Origin of the sequence: Segatella copri (genome assembly GCF_949820605.1) — a bacterium.
GTDB lineage: Bacteria > Bacteroidota > Bacteroidia > Bacteroidales > Bacteroidaceae > Prevotella.
This window is the reverse complement of record NZ_CATKVU010000006.1, coordinates 581312-603960: the sequence shown is the minus strand read 5'-3', so window position 1 is coordinate 603960 and position 22649 is coordinate 581312. Positions and strand designations below refer to the sequence as shown.

General features: G+C 43.4%; 20 protein-coding genes. 9 read left to right on the top strand and 11 right to left on the bottom strand.

Annotated elements, in window-relative coordinates; genetic code table 11:
* Nucleotides 1-66: 66 nt before the first annotated feature.
* From RCO84_RS03480 to RCO84_RS03455, 6 genes are all read right to left on the bottom strand, one after another.
* The gene (locus RCO84_RS03480) at nt 67-2016 is read right to left on the bottom strand and encodes a hypothetical protein (RefSeq protein ID WP_317583923.1); all 1950 of its coding nucleotides are present in this window, start codon (nt 2014-2016) and stop codon (nt 67-69) included.
* Nucleotides 2013-3035, bottom strand: coding sequence for a PD-(D/E)XK motif protein (locus tag RCO84_RS03475; RefSeq protein WP_287806410.1), 1023 nt, complete (start codon nt 3033-3035; stop codon nt 2013-2015). The genes RCO84_RS03480 and RCO84_RS03475 overlap by 4 nt, the downstream gene beginning before the upstream one ends.
* Nucleotides 3036-3064: 29 nt before the next feature.
* Nucleotides 3065-5347, bottom strand: coding sequence for a Z1 domain-containing protein (locus RCO84_RS03470; RefSeq protein ID WP_317583920.1), 2283 nt, complete (start codon nt 5345-5347; stop codon nt 3065-3067).
* Nucleotides 5348-5352: 5 nt separating this feature from the next.
* Nucleotides 5353-6879 carry an ATP-binding protein gene (locus RCO84_RS03465; protein WP_288572151.1) on the bottom strand — a complete coding sequence of 509 codons (1527 nt, stop codon included), beginning with the start codon at nt 6877-6879 and terminating at the stop codon, nt 5353-5355.
* On the bottom strand, nt 6876-8234 hold the full coding sequence (locus tag RCO84_RS03460; protein WP_317583917.1) for a DNA cytosine methyltransferase: 1359 nt from the start codon (nt 8232-8234) through the stop codon (nt 6876-6878). The genes RCO84_RS03465 and RCO84_RS03460 overlap by 4 nt, the downstream gene beginning before the upstream one ends.
* A gap of 87 nt (nt 8235-8321) precedes the next feature.
* A complete protein-coding gene (locus RCO84_RS03455) occupies nt 8322-9392 on the bottom strand; it encodes a hypothetical protein (RefSeq protein WP_288572154.1) in 1071 nt (356 codons plus the stop codon).
* A gap of 247 nt (nt 9393-9639) precedes the next feature.
* Here RCO84_RS03455 and RCO84_RS03450 point away from each other — a divergent pair, with 247 nt between their 5' ends.
* From RCO84_RS03450 to RCO84_RS03430, 5 genes are all read left to right on the top strand, one after another.
* Nucleotides 9640-10155 carry a hypothetical protein gene (locus tag RCO84_RS03450; protein ID WP_317583916.1) on the top strand — a complete coding sequence of 172 codons (516 nt, stop codon included), beginning with the start codon at nt 9640-9642 and terminating at the stop codon, nt 10153-10155.
* Nucleotides 10156-10180: 25 nt separating this feature from the next.
* Nucleotides 10181-12757, top strand: coding sequence for a hypothetical protein (locus RCO84_RS03445; protein ID WP_317583914.1), 2577 nt, complete (start codon nt 10181-10183; stop codon nt 12755-12757).
* 14 nt (nt 12758-12771) lie between these two features.
* Nucleotides 12772-13332, top strand: a complete 561-nt coding sequence (locus RCO84_RS03440; protein WP_317583913.1) for a DUF5675 family protein — start codon at nt 12772-12774, stop codon at nt 13330-13332.
* A gap of 255 nt (nt 13333-13587) precedes the next feature.
* Entirely contained in the window at nt 13588-14550 is a 963-nt protein-coding gene (locus tag RCO84_RS03435) for a phage antirepressor (RefSeq protein WP_317583911.1), read from the top strand.
* Nucleotides 14551-14713: 163 nt separating this feature from the next.
* Nucleotides 14714-16075, top strand: a complete 1362-nt coding sequence (locus tag RCO84_RS03430; protein ID WP_317583909.1) for an MATE family efflux transporter — start codon at nt 14714-14716, stop codon at nt 16073-16075.
* Between the two features lie 71 nt (nt 16076-16146).
* Here the strand turns inward: RCO84_RS03430 and RCO84_RS03425 are convergent, their stop codons facing one another.
* The 5 genes from RCO84_RS03425 to nusB form a co-directional block, all read right to left on the bottom strand.
* Nucleotides 16147-16596 (bottom strand): DUF5606 family protein, encoded by a 450-nt coding sequence (locus tag RCO84_RS03425; RefSeq protein WP_022121573.1) that lies wholly within the window; start codon nt 16594-16596, stop codon nt 16147-16149.
* 11 nt (nt 16597-16607) lie between these two features.
* Nucleotides 16608-17180 (bottom strand): dephospho-CoA kinase, encoded by a 573-nt coding sequence (coaE, locus tag RCO84_RS03420; RefSeq protein WP_317583907.1) that lies wholly within the window; start codon nt 17178-17180, stop codon nt 16608-16610.
* 40 nt (nt 17181-17220) lie between these two features.
* Complete coding sequence (locus RCO84_RS03415) at nt 17221-18201, bottom strand: CdaR family protein (RefSeq protein ID WP_144152185.1); 981 nt, start codon at nt 18199-18201, stop codon at nt 17221-17223.
* Nucleotides 18194-18508, bottom strand: coding sequence for a preprotein translocase subunit YajC (gene yajC, locus RCO84_RS03410; protein WP_287860344.1), 315 nt, complete (start codon nt 18506-18508; stop codon nt 18194-18196). Before yajC ends, RCO84_RS03415 begins: the two co-directional genes overlap by 8 nt.
* Nucleotides 18509-18585: 77 nt before the next feature.
* Nucleotides 18586-19653, bottom strand: coding sequence for a transcription antitermination factor NusB (gene nusB / locus RCO84_RS03405; protein ID WP_144152179.1), 1068 nt, complete (start codon nt 19651-19653; stop codon nt 18586-18588).
* A gap of 284 nt (nt 19654-19937) precedes the next feature.
* Between nusB and RCO84_RS03400 the strand changes: the two genes are divergently transcribed.
* From RCO84_RS03400 to RCO84_RS03385, 4 genes are all read left to right on the top strand, one after another.
* Nucleotides 19938-20543: a 50S ribosomal protein L25/general stress protein Ctc gene (locus RCO84_RS03400; protein WP_144152176.1), complete on the top strand. Its 606-nt coding sequence runs from the start codon at nt 19938-19940 to the stop codon at nt 20541-20543.
* A gap of 49 nt (nt 20544-20592) precedes the next feature.
* Entirely contained in the window at nt 20593-21165 is a 573-nt protein-coding gene (gene pth / locus RCO84_RS03395) for an aminoacyl-tRNA hydrolase (protein WP_006847297.1), read from the top strand.
* A gap of 2 nt (nt 21166-21167) precedes the next feature.
* Complete coding sequence (locus RCO84_RS03390; protein ID WP_022121567.1) at nt 21168-21590, top strand: RNA-binding S4 domain-containing protein; 423 nt, start codon at nt 21168-21170, stop codon at nt 21588-21590.
* Nucleotides 21591-21919: 329 nt separating this feature from the next.
* Entirely contained in the window at nt 21920-22513 is a 594-nt protein-coding gene (locus RCO84_RS03385; protein WP_317583902.1) for a porin family protein, read from the top strand.
* Nucleotides 22514-22649: the final 136 nt, after the last annotated feature.

The window sequence follows — 22649 nt, the reverse complement described above, 5'->3', positions numbered from 1 at the left end:
GGCTTTTATTTAAGAGTTTGCATGGAGCAATCAGAACAATCTGTTTGCATTCAAGCAGACTGCATCTTAATATGAATTGTTATGAAGTGGATCAACCTTTTCTATATACCAACCAAGGTTCAATTTTTCATTGATTTCTACCAAAGTATTATATTTACTCTCGGTATCACTATTGGTGTCAATCCATAGATTTTCATCCACTTTCTTGAATTTTGTCATTTTCTGTTCTTCTTCAGAAAGATGATTCAACATGAAAAACCTTTTACCTATTCTAAGATTAAGCCCCAAGACTCTTTCGGCTCCAGCTAATTGTACAGCTTTTACCAAAGTTGTTGAGACCTGATTCTCTTGAATAAAGGTACCATCAGAGAATGAAATTCTAATCTTCAGTCTATTTGATGATGTCTTTGGTACAAAAGGTTCTTTCACTATATATGGACTAAAGTCTAAGTCTTCATCTTCAAAATGAGATAGTGGAATTACCGCTATTTTAAAATCCAAATGAAACTGATTTATCGCATAAAACAGCATATTCACTTTTTGAAATGTAGACATATTAGTCATGATGTAGTAACCAGAATCTGTTACATGTTGAGCAGACGCATATTTACTATCGGCATATTCTGAAACGACAGGAACATTTGCTGCTGATAAATTAAGAGACTTAAACTCTTCAATACCAATTGCTTCGATAGATTCAATAAAGGTTTGAGCTACATTTTTATACATAATGTAACTACTGTCTGGAAATATGGTTGCAATAACATATTTTTTCTTGCGCTTACTTTCATCTGATTCCTCTACAGGTATAGGGTTCTTCCAGTCAATAGCATCTATCAACTTCTTCCAGTCTCTAAATTCCATGTTAGGACATCTATCGCTATAATAGTCATAAAGAATATTCATAGCACCCTGACTGTTTTTATACTCTACATCAAGATATGGACGCAAAGAATTTATGATGTCAGGATTTGCTATTCTGAGCAATTTCCCATTCTTTATGTTTTTCTTGTCAGGATCCACAACTACTGGCGTTCCCTCTACATCACTCCCTTCCTCATCTTGCTCCTCATCATCAGTTTCTTCATCGTTCATATACAAATCTTCAGCAGAGCTTTCATTTGTTTCATCTTTAGAATCAACATACTCTGTGGTTGAATCAACTGAAACATTTTTAAGATATGTGATATATGCAATCAATGCAGGTTCAACACATTCAATTTCTTCAGGACTAAGGATATTGATTTCGTTTGTATTAAGAAGAGGGACAATAGCCTTAGTATACTCTTTTATATCATCATATTTAACAAAGATTTTTCGGCAAGATATTTCTGGAGTAATAACATCTGAAATCAACTTCTTAATTACCTTAAAATACGCCAGACATTGCTCTTCCTTCAGATAATCTTTACTTCTCAGATACGCCAAAAAATCTTTGATATTCTTCAGGTCTACGAATCTTTTATAAGCTTCATCAGCAGCTTTTCTTCTCTTGGACCCGATAGCAACGTATTCTGTCATTTCTGGGAAATAGTCAGCAATATTCAACAGATAATCAGCCAAACGAGTTCTTGGGAACGCCAAGACTATGCTTCCATTAGTTTGAATCGCTTGCTGAAAAGCACCAGTCTCACGTGCTAATTGTTGGGCATTTTTTCGTGAATAAAAAGAGACATTCTTAGTTTTGTTCAGACGCTGTTTGGTTGTATATGGGTTCCATGTCACATATACATCATTATCGTTGTCATAACCAAGAAATATAAATGCTATATCAGAATCCTTAATTGGCTGGAAGGTTGATCTTTCAGGCAATTGGATACGATTAACATCAGACTGATCGCTATCTTTATTAAAGGCTGTAGAAGTAATATTCTTCTGATAAATCCAAAACTTAATACCATTGAGGGTAATTAGACATGGGTTTACACCTTCTATACAGCGAAAACTTTCTCTACTTCCTAAAGCATCACATAAGAGTTCTTTGAGAGAATCTCTACTTGTTTTTTCACTATTCATGATTCTTCGTTTTTAGGGGTGAATAAACTTTTATATAATGGACTCTTACTGTAATCAAAGTCAGAATCACCGGACAGGACGTCTTCGACATCGCTCAAATCGCTCGCAAATTTCACTTCGCTAACATGAGCAGGAATCCCATCTTCATTAATATGAGGCACTTTTCGCGCATCATAGAATTTTAAGGAATCAACTGCCTGTATATAATCGAAGTGCACCTCCTTGAGTTTTACAACATCACTTCCTACGGTTTCGGCTATCACTTTATACAATTTCAAACGATAATCTGTAACATGCAGCCGTTTATAGATTTTCTCATAGAGGTCATATATCGAAAGACCATTCTCGTTCTCACCAGATTCTCTAACGATGGCAGAAGCTATAAGAAGCTGCGAATGAACAGATGGATTCAACTGGTCATAAGAAAAGTGATGCACTCTCTTCTCACTAGCGGTGCTCTTCACTTCTATCTTGTCACGTCCCAGGGTAAAATCATATTTCGCTGTAGGGTCATTATGCCAAGCTGTAATCAGCGTATTGGGGAATGATGCTTGGTCTATGACTAACAACTCTGTCCAAAGTCCCTGTATCTTCTTTCGTGGAGGATTATTCAATGCCGAGAATATCGATATCAAATTCTCAACCTCTACTGCTACTTCATGACAAGTTGGTTCTTTCTGAAACTTCTCCAGCATCATTACAACAATCTCTATAAAATAATCTTGTAGTGCATGCTCTGGAGTTCTCAGTGTTATTACGGTAAAAATATTATCTTCTTTAGCACCATCATCTTTAGAGATGGTACATTCTAAGTTATATTCTACAGACAACAACTCTCTTATGATATTTTGAGAAGGAGAAGAAGTAGTGCTAGTTGCCACAAAAAAGCGTGGGAATCCCTCAGGAGATACACTCAACTTGTGAAGCATACCTCCGATAGAAACGACAGGCAAGACGTCATCATTAGAAGAAGGGCGCTCTATGTTTCTAAATTGTTTTATGATATCTTTTATGTCCATCTTGTTTGTTATTTTTGTTAAGATGTTAATTATTCTTCATCGTCGTCAACATCCTCAGTTGTACCCCTGGTACTAATGTAGTTGGTTGCTATTTTTTCAGGATAGTTGATAGCCAACGCATAAGCGTCTGGTGGTAACTCTAGAGTACTATCAATGAACTTTACATGGTGCAACTGAATAGTAATCGTATCCGGATCGCACATCTTTCGGTCACCAGGATAAATTACACCATCTTCACTCTGACCCGCAAACAGGGATGTAACGCACTTGCTATCCTTGATAAAGGAACGTTCTCGAATAGGATTCTCCTGCCATGCCATCTGAATGAATCTAACGTTTTTGATAATCTTCTGGGAGTCCAGATATCGCAAATATCTAATTGTATCTATCTTTCTCATCTGTTCGTTCAAATCTGAAAATCTGAACTTACGCAAGAAATCTATGGCTTCTTCTACTGTCAACATCATACTACGATGCTGACGGTCGGCAGTTTGATATCTATACTGAACGTATTCAAAGTCATTCTTATGCTGTTCGAGGAAAGCTTTGACAAAGACTTTGTTGTTCTCGATAAGAGAACGAGTCTGGAAAGCCTGTAACTCGCTGATACCCTTTAGTTGGGTGCTTACCACATCAATAGGCAGCACGTTAGCTCTTGTAGGTTTTAGTCGAGGTGATAACATGATTTTTCGCTCAACTTCTGCTAGAGAATCACAAGATTTAAGCGTAGCACGCAATTCTTCCTCATGCTTGATATATTCTACATAATTCTGGATAGATATTTGAGGCAGGAATACTCTGCACGATTTGATGTAATCGCGCTTATAACCAAAGAATCGACAACGCTGCTGAATGGTGTCAGCATTGGCTTTGCCTGTAGTATATCGAGGCATATACGTTGTTGCAAGATTTTCTATTGTAAAACCTCGATTCAGCATTTCGGCTCCCACCAGAATATGCATACAATGACTATTCCAATCTATGTTTACCTCCGCTTCTTTATCTGAATTGACAAGATAAACCTTATGATCCAGAATAATATCTCTTAGCAATGGCTGAATGTCTTCCCAGGAAGGTCGTTCTTCTTCATCATAATATCTGATAGCCTCTTCAAAATTCTTTTTGAATTTGCTGATAACACTGGCATAATCCTCCGTCTTATCATTTCTAAATGCTTGACGCCAATTCTTTATGGTATTATCTATCCATTTTTTGAATTTTTCATTCCAGGTTGTAGTTTCATCTGGGTGTACCATCATAGAGAGGAAGTTGATGCCTTCTGTTTTTCTCCATTTTACAACTATGGCAATCGCCAGAACATGCAACATGAGCGCATCCACCAGAGAATCTGGAATTTTCTTCAGTTTATTTCGTTTTTTATGGAACACATCCATTGGCGGAATTTCTTTTACAAGGCCACAATTATACAGTTCATGGTTCTCACCCATACCGAAATATAACTTGCCACCAATGTATCCATCGCCAGGAGTCAATAGTGTATGACTTTGAGGCGACAATGTATCTTGCATACTAATCAACAGATTAGCCTGCGGTGTAGCCGTATACTGGACATAAGTGTTGCCTGGCAAAGCAGCTCTCATCTCAAGAATTGCTTTGTAGGTAGTTGATGCTTCGTTCCCATTTGTCTTGCTGTTTTTCTTTCCATAGGCATTAAGAGATGCCTGGTCAGCCTCATCGTCAATAATGAGCACAGTTTCTTGACCCATCAACTCTTTAAAGTCACGGTTTTCAAAGAGTTGAATAAGTTGTCTGATATACTTTGCATGCTTAAGTAAAGGTATCAAAATCATCGGCTTAGAACTCAATTCCATCTGGCTGATAATTTCATCTATTTCCCCTACTTTAGGGTTCTTGTGCAACTTATAATCATCTGCATTCTCCCGGTTCTTGCCAATCAAATCTTTTCTTAAACGATCAGTAGTTTGCTCAACAAGATTTTTCTTGGTTCCAGCCAAGTACACGATGAGGCGATAGCCATTATCTTTGGCTAGTGCAGAGAGTGCCGTAAACGACATTGTTTTTCCACTTTGTACATAACCAACTACAAGATGTGTTGTCTCAGGACTATTGTAGGCATTATGAGCGTTACAATGGGCTAGAATATGGCAAGTTTCCTCCCTAAGATTTACAGCACTTTCTGGAGTGATACCCTTTTTAAAGGAGCCGTCAGGCTGGTAACCTTGTTTCTTTGCTTGCACAAAACGTTCAAAGAAATTCCCTCCAGATACCACCTGTAGGGCATTTCCTTTACATGCTTCCTTTTTCTTTTTATTAATTTTTATTGTTTCCATATTCTCTAGCTTTGAACTTTCATGATATAATCATTAAACAATCGCATGAATCCCGTAACAGAATCATCTTCTTGCTTATATGCTGCAAATTTTGCGATAGCCATAGACTTAATCAACACAATAGAACTAGATGATTTCTTCGGATCGATATTCTCAAAGAAAGGATGATTCATATTTACCTTACAAATGAGATTGTTATTAGCCTCGTCAGAAATATCGTTATAAAATAATTCTGTTCCACCCTTACAGAAATCAATCTTCAGCGTATATTCCTTACCATCTACGCAGAATGACTCTTCGTATGAGTTATCTTTGTCATCAGCAGACATTATGGATACCATATTGCTGACTTCACTTACAGCAGGTTGATATGTCGTACTAATACTTACAGGAGTTTTCTTGTCCTTTGGTGTATTTTTGTGTTTTCTGATGATTTTAAGTACATCCTTTTTGGTTGTAGATACACGATAATCTTCTGCCTGTTTAAGCATATTGAAATCAGGAAGGTGGATTTGCTCCTTTATCATATCAAAAAGAGCATCTAGATTTTCGCGATCAGGAATATCGTTTTTGTTAAAGGACACGTTGAATCCTTCAACTTCAATTTCACCAAACAATCGTTTATACTTAAAGGTACCTTGAGCGCCCATGAATTTAGGATAAAAACGATGATTATCCTCATTTCCAACCACAACTCGGCCTCTTCTTAAAATCGCAAAACCGTTCCTACCCTGCTTGATATCTTTCAGGATACCCACAAATCCCTTTCCCTTATAAGGACCTACCTGAACTCTTATTTCTTTTTTCCAGAATATTGGGTTACCATCTGGATCATGAACATAAGGCGCATTGAGTACTTCATAATCCTCGAAAGTAATAGCCGTATCTTGCACGTAAAGTTCAAACTCTTTATTGCGTAAAGAAACACGATAGATACTGCTTAATTCATTACAAATCTTAGCAATACTTTTTTTGCTAGGCATATTGGATGTAGGAGTCTCGATATGAACTTGAGTATAATGACTTAAAGCATCTTCTGCTTCGTATTTTACGGGCAGTTCATCCAATTCTTCTGCACAAATATCATTGAGGCAAAAACTAACGGTTTTACTTTCTGGCTCATTTATAGCAGATGTTTTTACTACCCAATCTTCTCCAAGCCAACTCGCAGCTGTTTTCAGCCCCATACCAAATTCATTAAGTCCCTGGTTATTATCTGGTTTCTTAGCTGGCATAAAGGCAGTAACGAATCTATCTTTACCTATACCACCTGCATTATCACTTACATCGACACTAATAATCTTTCCATCAGCGTCCATTTCAAAATGAATACTGACTCTAAGTTTGTAGCCTTGTTCCAGAGACTCTAAGATAGACTTATTGTCTCGATATGATTGCAGAGCATTGTCCACAAATTCGGCTAACACATGTGAAGGCGTATTAGCTAAAGAGCTGAATCTGCTATACATGCTTGTACCTATAGCCACGCTAACTGTTTGTGGCTTGCTTTCATACTTCCCATTTTCCATCATAACCCCAATAATTTTTTAGCAATCATTTTTACTATTGTAACGTTTACTGCATTTCCTAGAGCCTCATAACATCGGCTAGTTGAGAGTTTAAAGTTTTTATCACCAAATTTCAATTTTTCCATTCCCTGCAGCCTAGCACCCTCTCTTACGGTCATGTATCTACCATGATCTGCATCTCCTTCCTTAAGAGTAGATTTTGGAAGTTTTACCCATGGAAAGATAGGAATCTGTGTACCTACCAGGTTGAGCGCAGGAGAAAAAGTAGGAAGTTTGATACGAATGCCTGAAGCTCTAAATTGTACTATCTTATCGAAGAGCGTTGGGCGCACATCAGATCCACAATTCCATTCCAGTTTGAGATGGCTATTAGAGAATTCTTTCACTTTCTCTATCCAAGGATCAAGCCATTCTTTGTTTCTTTCGTAAAATCTACGGTTCTCTTGAATGTACTTTTTCTTCCATTTTGGAAATTCCTTTGTCTTAGTCGTTTGAGCATAGACAGGTATCTTTCCTAATAACTCTTTACGACTATTTCCTGAAAGAGCCGCACCAAACTTTCCCTTGCACCCCCTAAGGTTCTCTATAGGTTGATAAGCAGGAGCAAGTGCTTCGTATTCATAGTTTGCACCGAATTCCATTGCCCAAATTGGGAAAGACGGTATACTTTCGTTATGTTTTATGCAATTATGTAAAAACTCTTCCCATACTTCCAACTGTTTCCTCGTATCTGGCTTTAACGGAATATAATCTTTATCTTTGCTATCTATGATATCGTTAATATGGAGTTCTTTATCTTCGGCAATTGGAAAACTAAACCCGTCAAGTGTTCCATAGTCCTTGTTTCTACAAACAATATAGATTCGACGACGATGCTGAGGTATACCAAATTGGTGTGGAGAAAGAATTGCCGGTTCTGCTACATCATAATTAAGATCTATCAACTTTTGGTGTATCGTTTTCCAAGTTCTTCCGTGATCATGTCCTTTTAGATTTGCAACATTTTCAAGCAAGACGTATTCAGGGCGGTGCTTTTCCAAAATTGCACAGATATAATCAAAGAGATTTCCCCTTTGTTTCTCATCATCAAACCCCTGGCGTTTGCCAGCTTGACTAAATGGTTGGCAGGGGAAACCAGCACATAAAATATCATGTGAAGGTATTTTATCTAAATCAACTTGCGTGATATCTCCTTCTATAATAGGCGTTTTAGGGTAATTTATATGATAAAGATCTTGAAGATCTTTTTTTAGTTCTGATGCGAAGACACATTTACCCCCACCTAATTGTTCAAGGGCCAGATGAAAACCACCTAGCCCTGCAAACAAATCTATATATCTATAATTGTTTTTGTTCATATTGTAATTTTTTACAAAGATACATTATTTTTGTATAATGTCCAAAACATCAACGCATATTTAATGCTTTTTAAACTAAAATGCCTATCATCTGCTGTTGAAGATTTCTTCCATTTTATCTTTCAAATCTTCAAAAACTTTAAGATGCTTCTCCAAAGCCGTACTATCTGTCAAAGAACGCGACAAGTCGTTTTGAAATTTAGAAAGATCCATATTGAGGCATTCACCAAATGTTTCAAAAACCTCTTTCTTGCTTATCTTATTTTGCTGTTCATCCTTGAAAAAGCCTTTTTCATACATAGCATTAAGAACCCTGATAAAATCAAGTTTCATACCCTTTTGAATATTCAGGTGAATTCTACTTTTTTTACCACTACATTCTGTATTACTGGACTCTGAATATTTACTTTGAAGTGGCTCTATTATTCTTTCGATTTCTCTGATACAATGGTATGTTGTATCATCCGTAGAACAAAAGGCGTCAAATAGATTCTTTGCAAGACATAGAGTTAAGTATTTCTCTAATTCATTAGAAAATTTAAAACTATTTAGATAATTGCCTATCTTAGACACTTTATTTTTGTAGCATCTTACAACATCGAATACTTGATATGCCATATTAAATATTGACAGAACAACATCAGTATCAGCAATAAATTTACTGATAACTGAATCATACTGAGTATAGTTAAATCTGTCTTCTAGATAGCTATCAAGATTTTTTTTAGGATAATCATCGCGATTAGTCTTAATAGTTTGTTTTATTGTTTTTCTATTAGGGATACAATCAATAGGCACATTCCCCTTTTTGGCATTCCGTTCAGTTCCCAAAAGATAATAAAGGTAACCAAATGATTTGTCTTCTGAGATTATATTAAACAGTTCCTTACGAATCTCTTTTGCTATGTCTAAAGATAATTCTTCTTGGTAATGTTCTTCTGTAGGAATTTCTATCTGCATGGCATTCTTCCGCTCATGCATCTTTAGTTGCAAATCATAGTTTTGTTTCCGGATGTCAGGAGTTAAGACATTGTTATAGTAATCCTCTGTTGCCTCTTTGTCTAATCGTAGGGGTAACAAATCAGATAGAATCTTATCTATTTCCTTTGCATAAGCCAGTTTGTCGGCTTGTGCTATTAGCTTTTCTTTTGCTCTCATAGATATATAAATTAATAATTGGTTACAAAGGTAATATATATTTTTTAAAACAGGAAACTTTTAAAGGAAAAATTTCTACCATATAGAAAAAACTTCGTGTAGTATACATGTAGTGAACGAATGCTATCGCAAAATACCCCTACCTTTGCCCCCGGAATTCAGAATCAATGCGGTCTGAGTTTCGGGGGCTTTTGTGTATCTGCACATCAACCGTGGTGGGAGCCTCCAATCTTCTAAATTATTTAAAATGATGGAAGTGAAAGCGTATGTGTTCAGTCATCCTGCTTACGGACAGCTGAGAGTAGTGAAAACGGAAGAGGGCATCTTCTACAATCTGGAGGATGTCATTTGCCTCTACGAAAAAAGCGGACATGAGACCTTTGAGGTGATTGCTGATTCTGAGGGGCAGATTTCGGGATTCGAGATGAATCTGGCGCCTGAAGAGAAGGGCGAGCTCAACTTTATTACGGACCGCGAACTCGGGTATGTGGGCAAGAGAAAGAAGAACGTGCGCACTACTCAATACTTTATCGATGAGGTGATGCTGCACGACCTGGAGACGAATCTGACTACCGAACTGAAACTGGTAAGGAAATGGATTCACGGTTTCGTGGAGAAGGTGCTGGCGAAGTATGACCTGGCTGAACAGAACCGGGGAAAGGGGCTGCTGGGCATCGAGAGGATTCCGGAACTGCAGGAACCGCTCGACATCGCATACAACGATTACGGACTCTGGATCAACAGCCAGTATCTCACCCTCTAAACCAATCTTTTATTAACGAAATAACATGACAGAAACACAACATGTAATTGCACTGAACCCTTATCGCAAGGGCAATAAGGGGAAGGTGTTTTCCAACAGTCTGGAGATGTATGACAAGGTGATTGCATCGCCGGAAATCAGGAAGATGATTCAGCAGATCAGGGGCGAGCTGCCTATCCCGAAGGTGAATGCCAACGACGAGAAGGCGGTGAAGAAGGCGCAGGACAGGCTGAAGAGCGAACTGCCTTTCTTCTGCCCCCACTACGGCATTTTCAAGAACAATGTGCGCAGACAGGAGAATGCCCAGCCCGAGAGCTTCATGTTCCAGACTATCATCGACGTGGATGACAGGGAGTATGTAGACAAGGCTATCGAGAAGGCAAGGGAGCTGAACTGCTCTGACAGCATCTGGAACGGCTCGCTGCTGCACCTCTGCTACAGTGCCCGGAAGAAGCTGCACATCGGTATCAGACTGCCGGTGGGAATGACTATCGAGGAGACGCAGAAGGCGTATTGCGAGGCGCTGGGGGTGCCGTATGACGAGAGCTGCATCACTCCCGAGAGAATGATTTATCTCACGGATAAGGACTCGGAAATCTACAGGTCGAAGATGTGGTGCGCCGTGCTGAGCGAGAAGGAGATTCTGATGCGAAGGCAGGCGTATCTGGACCGCGGACTGACCGTGGACGGAAGAGGGAAAGTTAATAGTTTACAGTTAAAAGTTAATAGCAATGGTAAGAATAATGAAAATAATAGACTATCGGGCAACGACGGCAATCCTGCTGTTTCTGCTGGCTCTGCTGTTCAGCCTGCCCAACCTGGTGATAGCCATGGTGCTGATGCTCCTCATATCGGGGATTCTGGAGGCAATCAGGATGCTGGCGGATTGGGAGCCAGGGAGAAGAATCTGATTGCGTTTGACCTCTTTACGCAGGCTGCCGGACTCGGGGGTATGGAGATAGATACCGTGGGGGCGAGACACTCCTCGCTGCTGGCTATCATGAGCGCCGGTGCTTCGAGGGTGATGGAGGAAGAGGAACTGATGAAGGTGGTGAGGGTGAAAATGCCGAGCTACTATCAGGAGAACGACTGCCATCAGCTGATTCACGACTTCTATGCGAAATATGCTGACAATACGAAGCCGATGTCGAGGGAAGTGATGAGGGTGAATGCGCTGGCGGAGCAGAAGGCGAATGAAGTGAAGAGTGAAGAACGAAGAGTGAATAATTCGAATGCTGTGACTAATTATACTGTTCAAAGTTCAAATCTCAAAGTTCAAAGTACCGAGGAGGATTATCCTGACCCGCCGGAGATGCCGAAGAAACTGCCGAAGCTGGTGGAGCTGCTGATATCGAGGACGCCGGAAATTTATAAGCCGGCTGTGGCGCACGCTATCTTCCCGCCGCTGGCTACGCATCTCTGGAAAACGAGGTTCCGGTATATTGACAACGTGGAGCACGAGGCGAGACTGATGACGCTGCTGCTTGCGGGTACCGGAGCGGGTAAGAGCAGCGTGAACAGGCCCATCGATTTCATTATGGAGGATATCAGGCTGAGGGATGCTGAAAACCTGAAGCGCGAAAAGGCGTGGAAGGATGAGATGCTGCGCAAGGGTGCCAACAAGGATAAGCGCAAGAGACCTGAAAACCTGATTATCCAGGAAATTGATGCGGATATGACGAACCCGGCTTTCGTAATGAGAACGGCCGAAGCACAGGAACATTTCCTCTATACTTCGCTCAATGAGCTAGACCAGTTTGATGCGCTCAAGGGTAGCGGAAGCCAGCAGTTCCGTATCATGTGTCTGGCAGCAGACCCAGGCAATAAATATGGACAAACTCGCGTAGGAACGATGAGTGTTACGGAGCGTGTTACCATCCGGTTCAACTGGAATGCATCTACCACAATCCAGAAGGGTCAGCGTTACTTCTCTAAGGTTCTTACCGATGGTCCTATCAGCCGTATCAACTTCTGTACCATCCCCGAAAGGGAAATCGGCGAGGATATGCCTGTTTACGGAACCTATGATGAATCGTACCGTGAGGCGCTCAGGCCTTACATCGAAAATCTGAACAAAGTAACGGGTCTGATTGAGTGTAAGGAGGCGTTTCAGCTTGCCCTCAAACTGAAGGATGAGAATGCTGAGTTTGCCCGACTGTCGCAGGACAGGACGTTTGAGAATCTCTCGTTCCGTGCCAACGTCATCGCTTACCTGAAGGCGTGTGTGCTGTATGTTGCCAATGGTTGCAAGTGGGAGCCGGAGATTGACGAGTTTATCCGCTGGAGTGAGCAGTATGACCTGTACTGCAAGATGCGGTTCTTCGGCGATATGATTGCGAAGGAGAACTATACGGCGGAGAGGAGTTCGAAGCGTGGGCCTCAGAATCTTTTACAGATACTGCCCGATAGCTTTACGGCTGCGCAGTTGCTTGCCATCCGGCTGGAGCATGGTTTGGATGCGAAGGGTACCGATATGATGATCAGGCAGTGGCTGCACCGGAATTACATCAGGCGGGCGTATCAGTATACGGGCAAGCGTGACAGTTGTGACAGTTTTGAGAAGCTGAAGTACCGCCACGACGGTATGGTTATTGAATCTTAAATTTATTTTTACTTATGCAGATAGTTTTAAAACGTATAGCGAAGAAGAAGACCTACACGATAGGTCGCCTTTACATCCTGAAGGATGAGGATGTGAAGAAGCGCACGATTGAGAGTGTAAACAAGTGCAGGGGGCTGAAGACGGTGTGTGATGTGCCATCGGAGAAGCTGAATGCGGACTCGTATTTCTGTGATACGCTGGAGCCGTGCTGGCGCAACCTTCTGGGTGTGGAGCTGAGTCCTGCCGAGGAGAATGTGCGGTTGGGGCGTGTATCGGGCAAGAAGGCGCAGAAGATGAAGGGCAAGACGGCGATACCTGAGGGCACTTATCCGGTGGTGATCAGCAAGTCGCCGAGGTTTAAGATGTGGTTGCCGCTGCTGTTGGGTGTCCCCAATTTTGAGGGCATCCGCATTCATGCCGGCAATTATCCCGATGATACGCAGGGCTGCATCCTGGTGGGTGAGAACCGTGTAAAAGGCATGGTTGTGAACTCCCGCATCTGGCTCCACCGCCTCATCAATGCCATTACCGCTGCGAGAGACAGGGATGAGAGCATTTGGGGAACGATTTTGTAATGTTGAATGTTGAGTGTTGAATGTTGAATTAGGCTAGCGCCCTTGAGTCCGTTAGGCAAAAAATCAACAATCAACATTCAACACTCAACACTAATAATTCAACATTCAACATTCAACACTCAACATTCAATTTAACATTCAACATTCAACACTCAACATTCAATTTAACATTCAACACTCAACACTGATAATTCAACATTAATAATTAAACATTTTTATATCATGGAAAAAAATTATAAAACAAAAAAAGAAGAAATGGAAAATGGAAAGATAGCAGGTAATGCTGTCGTGTTTGAAAACCCTGAATTCGGTAAGATTCGCACCTTGACCGATGAAAACGAGGAGCCCTTGTTCTGCGCGAAGGACATCTGTGATGTACTGGGATACAAAAGAGCGAATGACGCTGTAAGCCAACTAGTTAAACCACTTGATACGGCAAAACGCAGTGCATGGGTAGTGACAGGTTTTAAGAAGGATGGAAGCGAGGCTAAACGCTGGACTCAGATGCTTTTCGTCAACGAGAGCGGATTCTATGCTTTGGTGCTCGGCTCCAAGCTTCCAACGGCGGTGAAGTTTAAGAACTGGGTTACTTCCGAGGTGCTGCCACAGATTCGCAAGACGGGCGGTTATATTCCGGTAAAGCAGGGCGAGAGTGATGAGGAGACGATACGGCATGCTGAAGAGATTCTCAGAGCTACACTCAAGGAGAAGGAGAATCTGCTGAAAAACCAGCAAGTGCAGATTGATCAGCAGAAGAAACTCATCGGAGAACAGGATACGGAGATTCGTCGGCTGAACGGTGTGGTAGACGAACAGGTGGTTTGCATCGCCAAGAACGGTGAGAACATCATCCAGTTGGAGAATCAGGTGGATCATCTTCTGCCGAAGGCGCTCTACACCGATAATGTGCTCAACTCTGTTTCCTGCTATACCACCACGCAGATAGCGAAGGAGCTGGGTATCACGGCGCAGGAGTTGAACCGCCAGCTCTGTGCCCTTCATATCCAGTACTACCAGAGCGGCCAGTATCTACTCTATGCTGATTATGCCCACATGGGCCTGGCGAAGAGCCGCACCCGCTACTCTACCCTCCCCGACCCTCACTGCGATGGGGCACAGGAGAAACTGGGCACCGCCTACACCCACACCTACCTCGTATGGACAGAAAGAGGAAGAAAGTTCATACATTTAAAGGTAAAGAAGGGCCTTATTCGATAAAAAGGCTAGGGACGGGGGCAGGAAGGGGGAAAGCCTCTTCCTGCCCTTTTGCGCCCCCGTTCCCTAAAAAAAAGGAGAAAAATTTGGTAGTTAGTGAATAAAGCCGTAACTTTGCATGCTCTTAAGCAGAATAAAGGAAATAGATTAGTAATTAAAAGCAAATATGAATAATCATACGACATCAATAACGACAAACAGAAAACATCACTACCGGGAACTGCTAGCTATCGGCATTCCTATCATCATAGGACAGCTGGGTACCATCATCCTGGGATTTGCTGATACGCTGATGATAGGCCATCACAGTACACCCGAACTGGCGGCTGCCGGACTGGTGAACAACATCTTCGGTCTCGTTTTCGTATCCTATATGGGATTCACCTACGGACTCACTCCTATCATCGGACGACTCTACGGCGAGGAACGGACCGACTGCATCGGACAGAAAGTGCGCAATGCCTTCTGTGCCAACATGCTGACGGGCATCATCTTCACCCTCGCCCTCGTTGTGCTCTACCTGAATCTGGGGCGCATCGGACAGCCTGAAGAGCTGCTCTCGCTCATCCGTCCTTACTTTCTGGTAAATCTCGCCTCGGTGCTCTTCATGGGCATCTTCTTCACGATGAAGCAATTTCTTGACGGACTCGGACAGACCAAGGTGGCAATGTGGGCGATGATTGGCGGCAACGTAATCAATATTCTGGGCAACTGGGTACTGATTTACGGTGTGGCGGGGTTCCCGGAACTGGGTTTGCTGGGAGCCGGTATTTCGACGCTGGTGAGCCGTATTCTGATGGCGCTGGCGATGGTGGGCATGCTGATGACGGGCAAGAATCTTGGGGAATACAGACGCGATATTCTGCGCAGTTCTCTGACCAAGGCTGACTTCAGGGAGATGAACCGGTTGGGCTGGCCTGTGGCGCTGCAGCTGGGCATGGAATCGGCTGCCTTCACGCTGAGTTGTGTGATGGTGGGCTGGCTGGGAACCATTCCGCTGGCAGCTCATCAGGTGATGATTACCCTCTCGCAGCTCTTCTATCTCGTGCTTTCGGGCATGGCGGCAGCGCTGGCTATCCGCGTGAGCCATTTTATGGGTCAGAAGGACTACGGGGCAGTTCGCCGAAATGCCTACGACGGGTTCCGGCTGAACCTGCTGTTCTCGCTGTGCATGGGTTTGCCGGTGTTTCTGCTTCGCCATCAGATAGGTGGCTGGTTTAATGATAATGTGGAGGTGCAGGCGTATGTGGCTACGCTGATTATCCTGTTGATGGTATATCAGTTTGGCGACGGACTGCAGTATACCTTTGCCAATGCGCTGCGTGGCATCGCCTGTGTGAAGCCGATGGTGCTCTATGCCTTCATCGCCTATTTCGTCATCTCCTTGCCGCTGGGCTACACCCTGGGGTTCCCATGCGGCTTGGGCATTCTGGGCATCTGGATTGCCTTCCCGTTCGGTCTGACCATAGCGGGAGAAATGTATCGCAGAAGATTTGAAAAGGAATTGAAAAAGATTGAAAAGGAATAAAAAAAGGGTGTATCATACTCTATTACTAGAAATATGAACACCCTTAATATATAAACCAACTGCAATTTACTTTACTCAGCAACCTGCTCAGCACGATCATCTACGTTCTCACCCTCTGTAGGAGCGAGAGTAGCCTTGAAATCGGTGATGCCGTACTTAGCAAGAATGTTGTACCACTGGAGGAGCTTCTTGATATCGCTGTCGTGAACACGGTCGCGATCGTAGTTAGGAAGAACCTCAGCAAAATAAGCGTGGAGTTCAGCAACAGGCGCCTTCTTGTAGTTGAAAGTGCTAGGCTTGCCCTCTTCCTTCTTGCTTACGCTGTCGAGCACTTCCCAGAGTGGCACCTCATCAGCATCTGTATACATAGCGATGTCACCAAGGCTTGTTACGCGGTCGGTAGCGAAAGCTGGGATACGCTTGTGAGTCTCATCGAGTGTTTCTACGATGAGATTTCTGTTGCCTCTTGATACCAATTTATAAAGGCCTGGTTTGCCTGCAATTGAAAGGATTGTTTCCATTGTCTTTTCTATTATTCTTTATTATTAATGATATCCAATAATTTCCTTACCTGTGCATCAATATCCTGCTCGCCATCGTTCACGATTTCGAAATCGGAGCGGGCTGCAAGTTCTTCCTGCGGCATGACGGCATCTATCCACTGCTGCGCCTTCTCGGCCGGGATATGGTCGCGCTGCATGATGCGCTGGATGCGGACCGGGACGGGAGCCGTTACGCAGACCACGAAATCGAGGTGGATACGGCGGTAGAAACCGCTATCGAAGAGGATGGCACTCTCCATCCACTCATAGCTGCTCTGCTCGAAATCGCGCGCCACAGCCGGATGAACCACATCGTTGACAGCCTGCTTGTTAGCCTCGCCAGCCAGCAGAAACTGAGCCAGCACAAGCTTCTGCAAAACGCCCTCTGCACTGTAAACCTGCTCGCCCACCAGCTTCTTCAAACCAGCCTGCAAGCGGGCATCGGTGCGCATGAGCCGCTTAGCCTCAGCATCGCAGTCGTAAACCCGGATGCCCTGTTTCTCCAATATCCGGCACACATAGCTCTTTCCGCTACCTATACCACCCGTTATCGCTATCTTCATCACGATGAATTATTAATTGTAAATTATAAATTATTAATCATCATTGCTGTTCCAGCAGATAATCTACCGTTTCCAGTTCGAGATGCGCCTTGCTCACCGAGCGCGGCACGCTGCGCAACTGGAGTTGGCACTTGTCAGAAGGGTTGTTAGCCAGATCGTTATAATCTACTACCACCTTAAACTGGCTCGGCTTGATGGTTCTGAAGAGGCTGGCGCCGATGGTGAATCTTACCGCCACTTTAGAAGGGAAGGTACGGAGCACCATGTTATCTGGCATGTTGATGGCCGTAACAGGCACATCGACCGACTCTTCGGTAAGCACATCAGGATATACCGCCAGTCGCACCATCTGAGGCACAATCTTCATGCCACGTATCTTCTTGACAGGTACGCTGCGATGAATGGTATCCTGCAGGTTGCGCAGGTTGAACGGCTCGATTTCTACCGATTCCAACTCATCGAGCAGCTTCTTGTTGGCATAAACCGTAACCGTAGACGGCAGGAATTCGGTATGTGCCAGATAATAGCTCTTGCTGGTTGTAATCTTACCTCTGAACACCACAGGCACTCGCTTGGAAGAGCCGTAGGTGAAGAAGAAATCGAATTTTGCCGGCTTGATGGAGAGCAGTTTGGTAGAGCCATAGAGCTGGGATGCCACCTGTTTCTGCACATCAGCCATCGGAATCTGTCCCGTTCCCGTTTCCTCGTCGGCATAATTGGCAAACCGGAATGTGAGCGGATGAATCTTGCCTCCGTAAGCATAGGTAACGAGTGTGAATCCCTTATCGCGCACCGTAATATGCACGGTATCAGGGAGTTCACCGGTTATCACCGCATTGCGGGGCACGCCCGTTAACTGCACAGGAATATTGAATTCTCTCTCGGTAGTCTCATTGAGCGTCATCATCAGCCAGAAGATGCCGCTGAGAGCGAGAAAGAACAAAAAAATCAGAAACTCCTTATTCAGACCACTGAACAGGAAGTTTCTGACAGCTTTTAATATGCTCTTGATACTATGCATTAGGTGTCTTACTAGCTGCATCAGCAAACACGTAGCCCTTAGCTACAGTGATTACCACGCCACGAGCTATCTCAACATCAACGGTATTAGCCTCGAGGTTAACACGCTTAACAGTGCCATAAACACCACCGCCTGTAACCACCTTGGTACCCTCTGCCAAAGCATTCTGGAACTTGCGGATTTCCTTCTGCTTCTTCTGCTGAGGACGGATCATAAAGAACCACATGATAGCGAAGATAGCTACCATCATGATAAGAAAACTCATGCTGCTACCACCGGCAGCTGCTTGCAATACTAAATTTGTCATGTTGTTAAAGTATTATCTATTATTATTTATGTTCTATATATAAATAAGGTGTGACCAGCAAGAAAGGCCTCCGTTATTTACTCACCCTCGCCCGGAGTGCGGTGAATGCGCGGACGACGGCTGGCTGGGTGCTGGTTGTCTGGGCGCTGTTTGCCGGCATGTTCGCCGTGCTGTGCATGCTGATGCTGCTTACGCTCAGGCATCTCCTTCTGGATGAGGTTGCGGCTGATGAGCTCGCGGCAGATGCTGTCGAGCATACCGTTAACATAACCGCCGCTGCGAGGAGTGCTGTATGCCTTGGCAAGTTCTACATACTCGTTGATAGAGACAGTAGCCGGGATGCCAGGGAAGTTCACAATCTCAGCGATGGCAATCTGCATGATAATCACATCCATATAGGCAAGACGTGAGAAATCCCAGTTGCGCAAAGCCTCGCTCATATAGCGCTGGTAGGTATCGCAGTTGAGGATGGTAGCACGGAAGAGCTTGCGTGCAAACTCTCTGTCTTCAGCATCCTTATATTCCGGCAGCAATTCCTGCTTGGCCTTAGCTTCCGGGTCGAAACGCTTGATAGTCTTCAATACGAAAGTATCTATGATATCCTTGTCATCGTTCCAGTAGAGGCTCTTCTCCTCGAGGAATGCATCAAGATCTTCATTATTCTGAATGAACTGCTTGTAGATGCGGCGCCATACCTCGCGGTCGCGGCTGTACTCGTCGAGATCGGCGAGTTCCTCATCAATAGCACCGCTGACATAATCAGCATAGAGATCGCTAGACGTAATCGCAGTATACAGTTTGCGCACCATTTCGATATCCTCATCCCAATTGGAATGCTTTACATCTATCCATTCGAGCAGCATCTTGTTCTCTTCGAGCTGCAGAGCGAACTTATTGAATGCAAAACGTGGTGAAGGTTCCTGCTCACCCTCTCTCTTGGCACGAGCTACATCTACATCGTAGCGCTTGCGTGCCTCCTGGGTGATGGCAACGATGAGCTGCAACATGTAGTTGTACAAATCGTATGACTTGGAGAGACTAAACATCAGCTCCTTCTCAGCGTTCTCCATGTTATGATCGCTGTTTTGATAGTATGCGTAGGTTAACTGCACAATCTTACGTCTTATCAAATCCCTATTAATCATTCTCTAATGTTTTTAAAAGATTCATTTATTAAATTACCTAATACGCTTGCAAAAATACACATTAAATAGGTAATAGACAAGAAAACGGGCAAAAATTTCAGTTTATTTAAGCAAAAAATTGTATTTTCAATATTTTTTCTGCATGTAGAACATGTTTTTCGGCAAAAAGTTTGCTCATTCCAAATAATTTTCGTAATTTTGCACCCGCTTTAAGCAAAGCTAATCCGTGTGATGGCGAGTTAAGGCACATTTTTTATTAATAACTTAATTTAGAGTAACACAAAATGAAAGAGATTAATGTAACAGGTCAGAAGCGTACAGACCTTGGCAAGAAAGCTTCTAAGACATTGCGTAAGGAAGGTTTGATTCCATGTAACCTTTATGGTGAGAAGAAGGGTGAGAACGGTGCTCCTGAGGCTTTGTCATTCGCAGTTCCATTCGCTGAGTTGCGTAAAATCATCTACACTCCTCATGTATACGTTATCAACCTCATCATCGACGGTGAGAGCCACACAGCTATCATGAAGGAGATCCAGTTCCACCCAACAACAGACGCTCCTCTGCACGTTGACTTCTACGAGATTAACGACCAGAAGCCTATCACTATCGGTATTCCAGTTAAGTTGACAGGTCTTGCACAGGGTGTACGTGATGGTGGTCGTATGAACCTCTCTATCCGTAAGATCAACGTTACAGCTCCTTACCAGGTTATTCCTGAACACCTCGATATCGACGTTACTGAGTTGAAGATTGGTAAGAGCATCAAGGTAGGTGACCTCTCATTCGAGGGTCTCGAGTTGGCTACAAGCAAGGCTGTCGTAGTTTGCTCTATCAAGATGACACGTAACGCTCAGCTCGCAGCTCAGGCTGCTGATGATGCAGAGGCTTAATCGCTGAGTCATCAAGATTTTACGAACCTGAGTAAAGCATTATCAAACATTGGATAAATATTTGATTTGTGGGCTTGGTAACCCTGGCGATGAATACGCCGGCACCAGGCACAACACAGGATTTATGGTATTGGACGCTTTTGCTAAAGCGTCCAATATTCATTTTGAGGATAAGCGATATGGCTTCGTAGCCGAGACTACGCTCAAGGGGAGAAAGATTTTCCTGCTCAAACCTACCACATTCATGAACCTCAGCGGTAATGCGGTAAGATATTGGCTGAATCAGGAAAAGATTGACCAGAGCCGACTGCTCGTTATCAGCGATGAGCTAGCCCTGCCTCTGGGTGCTTTCCGACTGAAGGCGAACGGCAGCAACGGCGGCCATAACGGATTGGGACATATCCAGCAGCTTATCGGTCAGAATTATGCCCGCCTGCGCATGGGCATCGGCAACGATTATCCGCGTGGCGGCCAGATAGACTGGGTGCTGGGCAAATATACTGAGGAAGACATGAAGCAGCTTCAGCCAGCCATCGACCTGGGTGTAGAGATTATCAAGAGCTTCGTATTGGCTGGTATCGACATCACCATGAACCAATACAATAAGCTAGGAAAGAAATAATCATGAAAGAATCAGCAAGAATAGACAAGTGGCTCTGGGCTGCCCGCATTTACAAGACCCGCAGCATTGCTGCCGATGCCTGTAAGAATGGTCGCGTCATGGTGGGAGGCGTAACGAGAAAGCCTTCCTTCATCATCAAGCGTGGCGATGTGGTGAGCGTAAAGAAAGCCCCTATCACCTACTCTTTCGAGGTTCTCGACTGCATAGAGCAGCGCGTAGGCGCCAAGATGCTGTATGGTGTCTATAAAAACGTAACCGACCCTAAGCAATACGAGCTCCTGGAGATGAGCCGCATCAGCGGATTCGTAGACAGGGCCCGAGGCACTGGTCGCCCAACCAAGAAGGAACGCCGAGCCCTGGACGCCTTCGTAGATCCCGCCATGTTTGGATTTGACGAAGAAGACTGGGACGAAGATGAAGAATAAAATAAAACTCCCCCTACACTTCAAAGAGTATAGGGGGAGTTTTATTGTGTAGTCATAATTATTTTCCTTTCTTTCTTACTTTGCAAAGATACAACATTTTAAGATACGATGCAAGAAAATTGGGATAATTATTGCTAAAAATATACGAAATAGAAACTTATATGTGATATTTTGCTGCTTATTTAAAAATAATGCTTAAAATATTTGGAGCGAATAGAGAAAAAACATACCTTTGCACCTAGTAAAAATGATGGAATCAGCATACACACTGATAACCAATCATACTTTATATGAGCATTATATACTATTAATTTAAAATATTAGAGATTATGAAAAAATTATCCGTTATGGCAGCTATGGTGCTGTCTTCAGTAGGTGCTTTCGCACAGTACAATGCAGGTGACATCACCATTCAGCCTAAGGTAGGTTTGAGCATCGCAGACATGACTGACCTCGATAATTCAAAGACTCGCGCAGGTGTAGTGGCAGGTGCAGAGTTGGAGTATCACGTTTCTCCTATGTTCGGTCTTAGTGCTGGTTTGCTCTACTCTATGCAGGGAGCTAAGGGCGATGCAGAAGAAAAGGGTGTTAAAGCTTCAGCAACTATCAAGAACGATTATCTCAACATTCCAATCCTCGCTAATGTTTACGTAGCTCCGGGTTTGGCTCTCAAGGCTGGTCTTCAGCCAGGTTTCAAGGTAAGCAGCAAGGTTACAGCCAAGACTGGTGGTTTTTCTGTTACTGAAAACCTCGATGATGCATTCAAGTCATTCGACCTCTCAGTTCCTGTAGGTATCTCTTACGAGTACATGAATGTTTGTCTGGATGCTCGCTACAACATCGGTGTAACAAAGGTTATGGACGGCGCTGATAGCAAGAACTCTGTATTCCAGATTACATTGGGTTACAAGTTCGCTCTCTAATCAAGACTTCTTGACAAGACAAAATAACAATCCCCGTTCTTCATTACGAAGAGCGGGGATTTCTTTTTTTCTCGTCATACCTGTTTGAAATAAGCCCCACGTAAACATGGAGTGAGGCTTACTATCGTTTAAAATG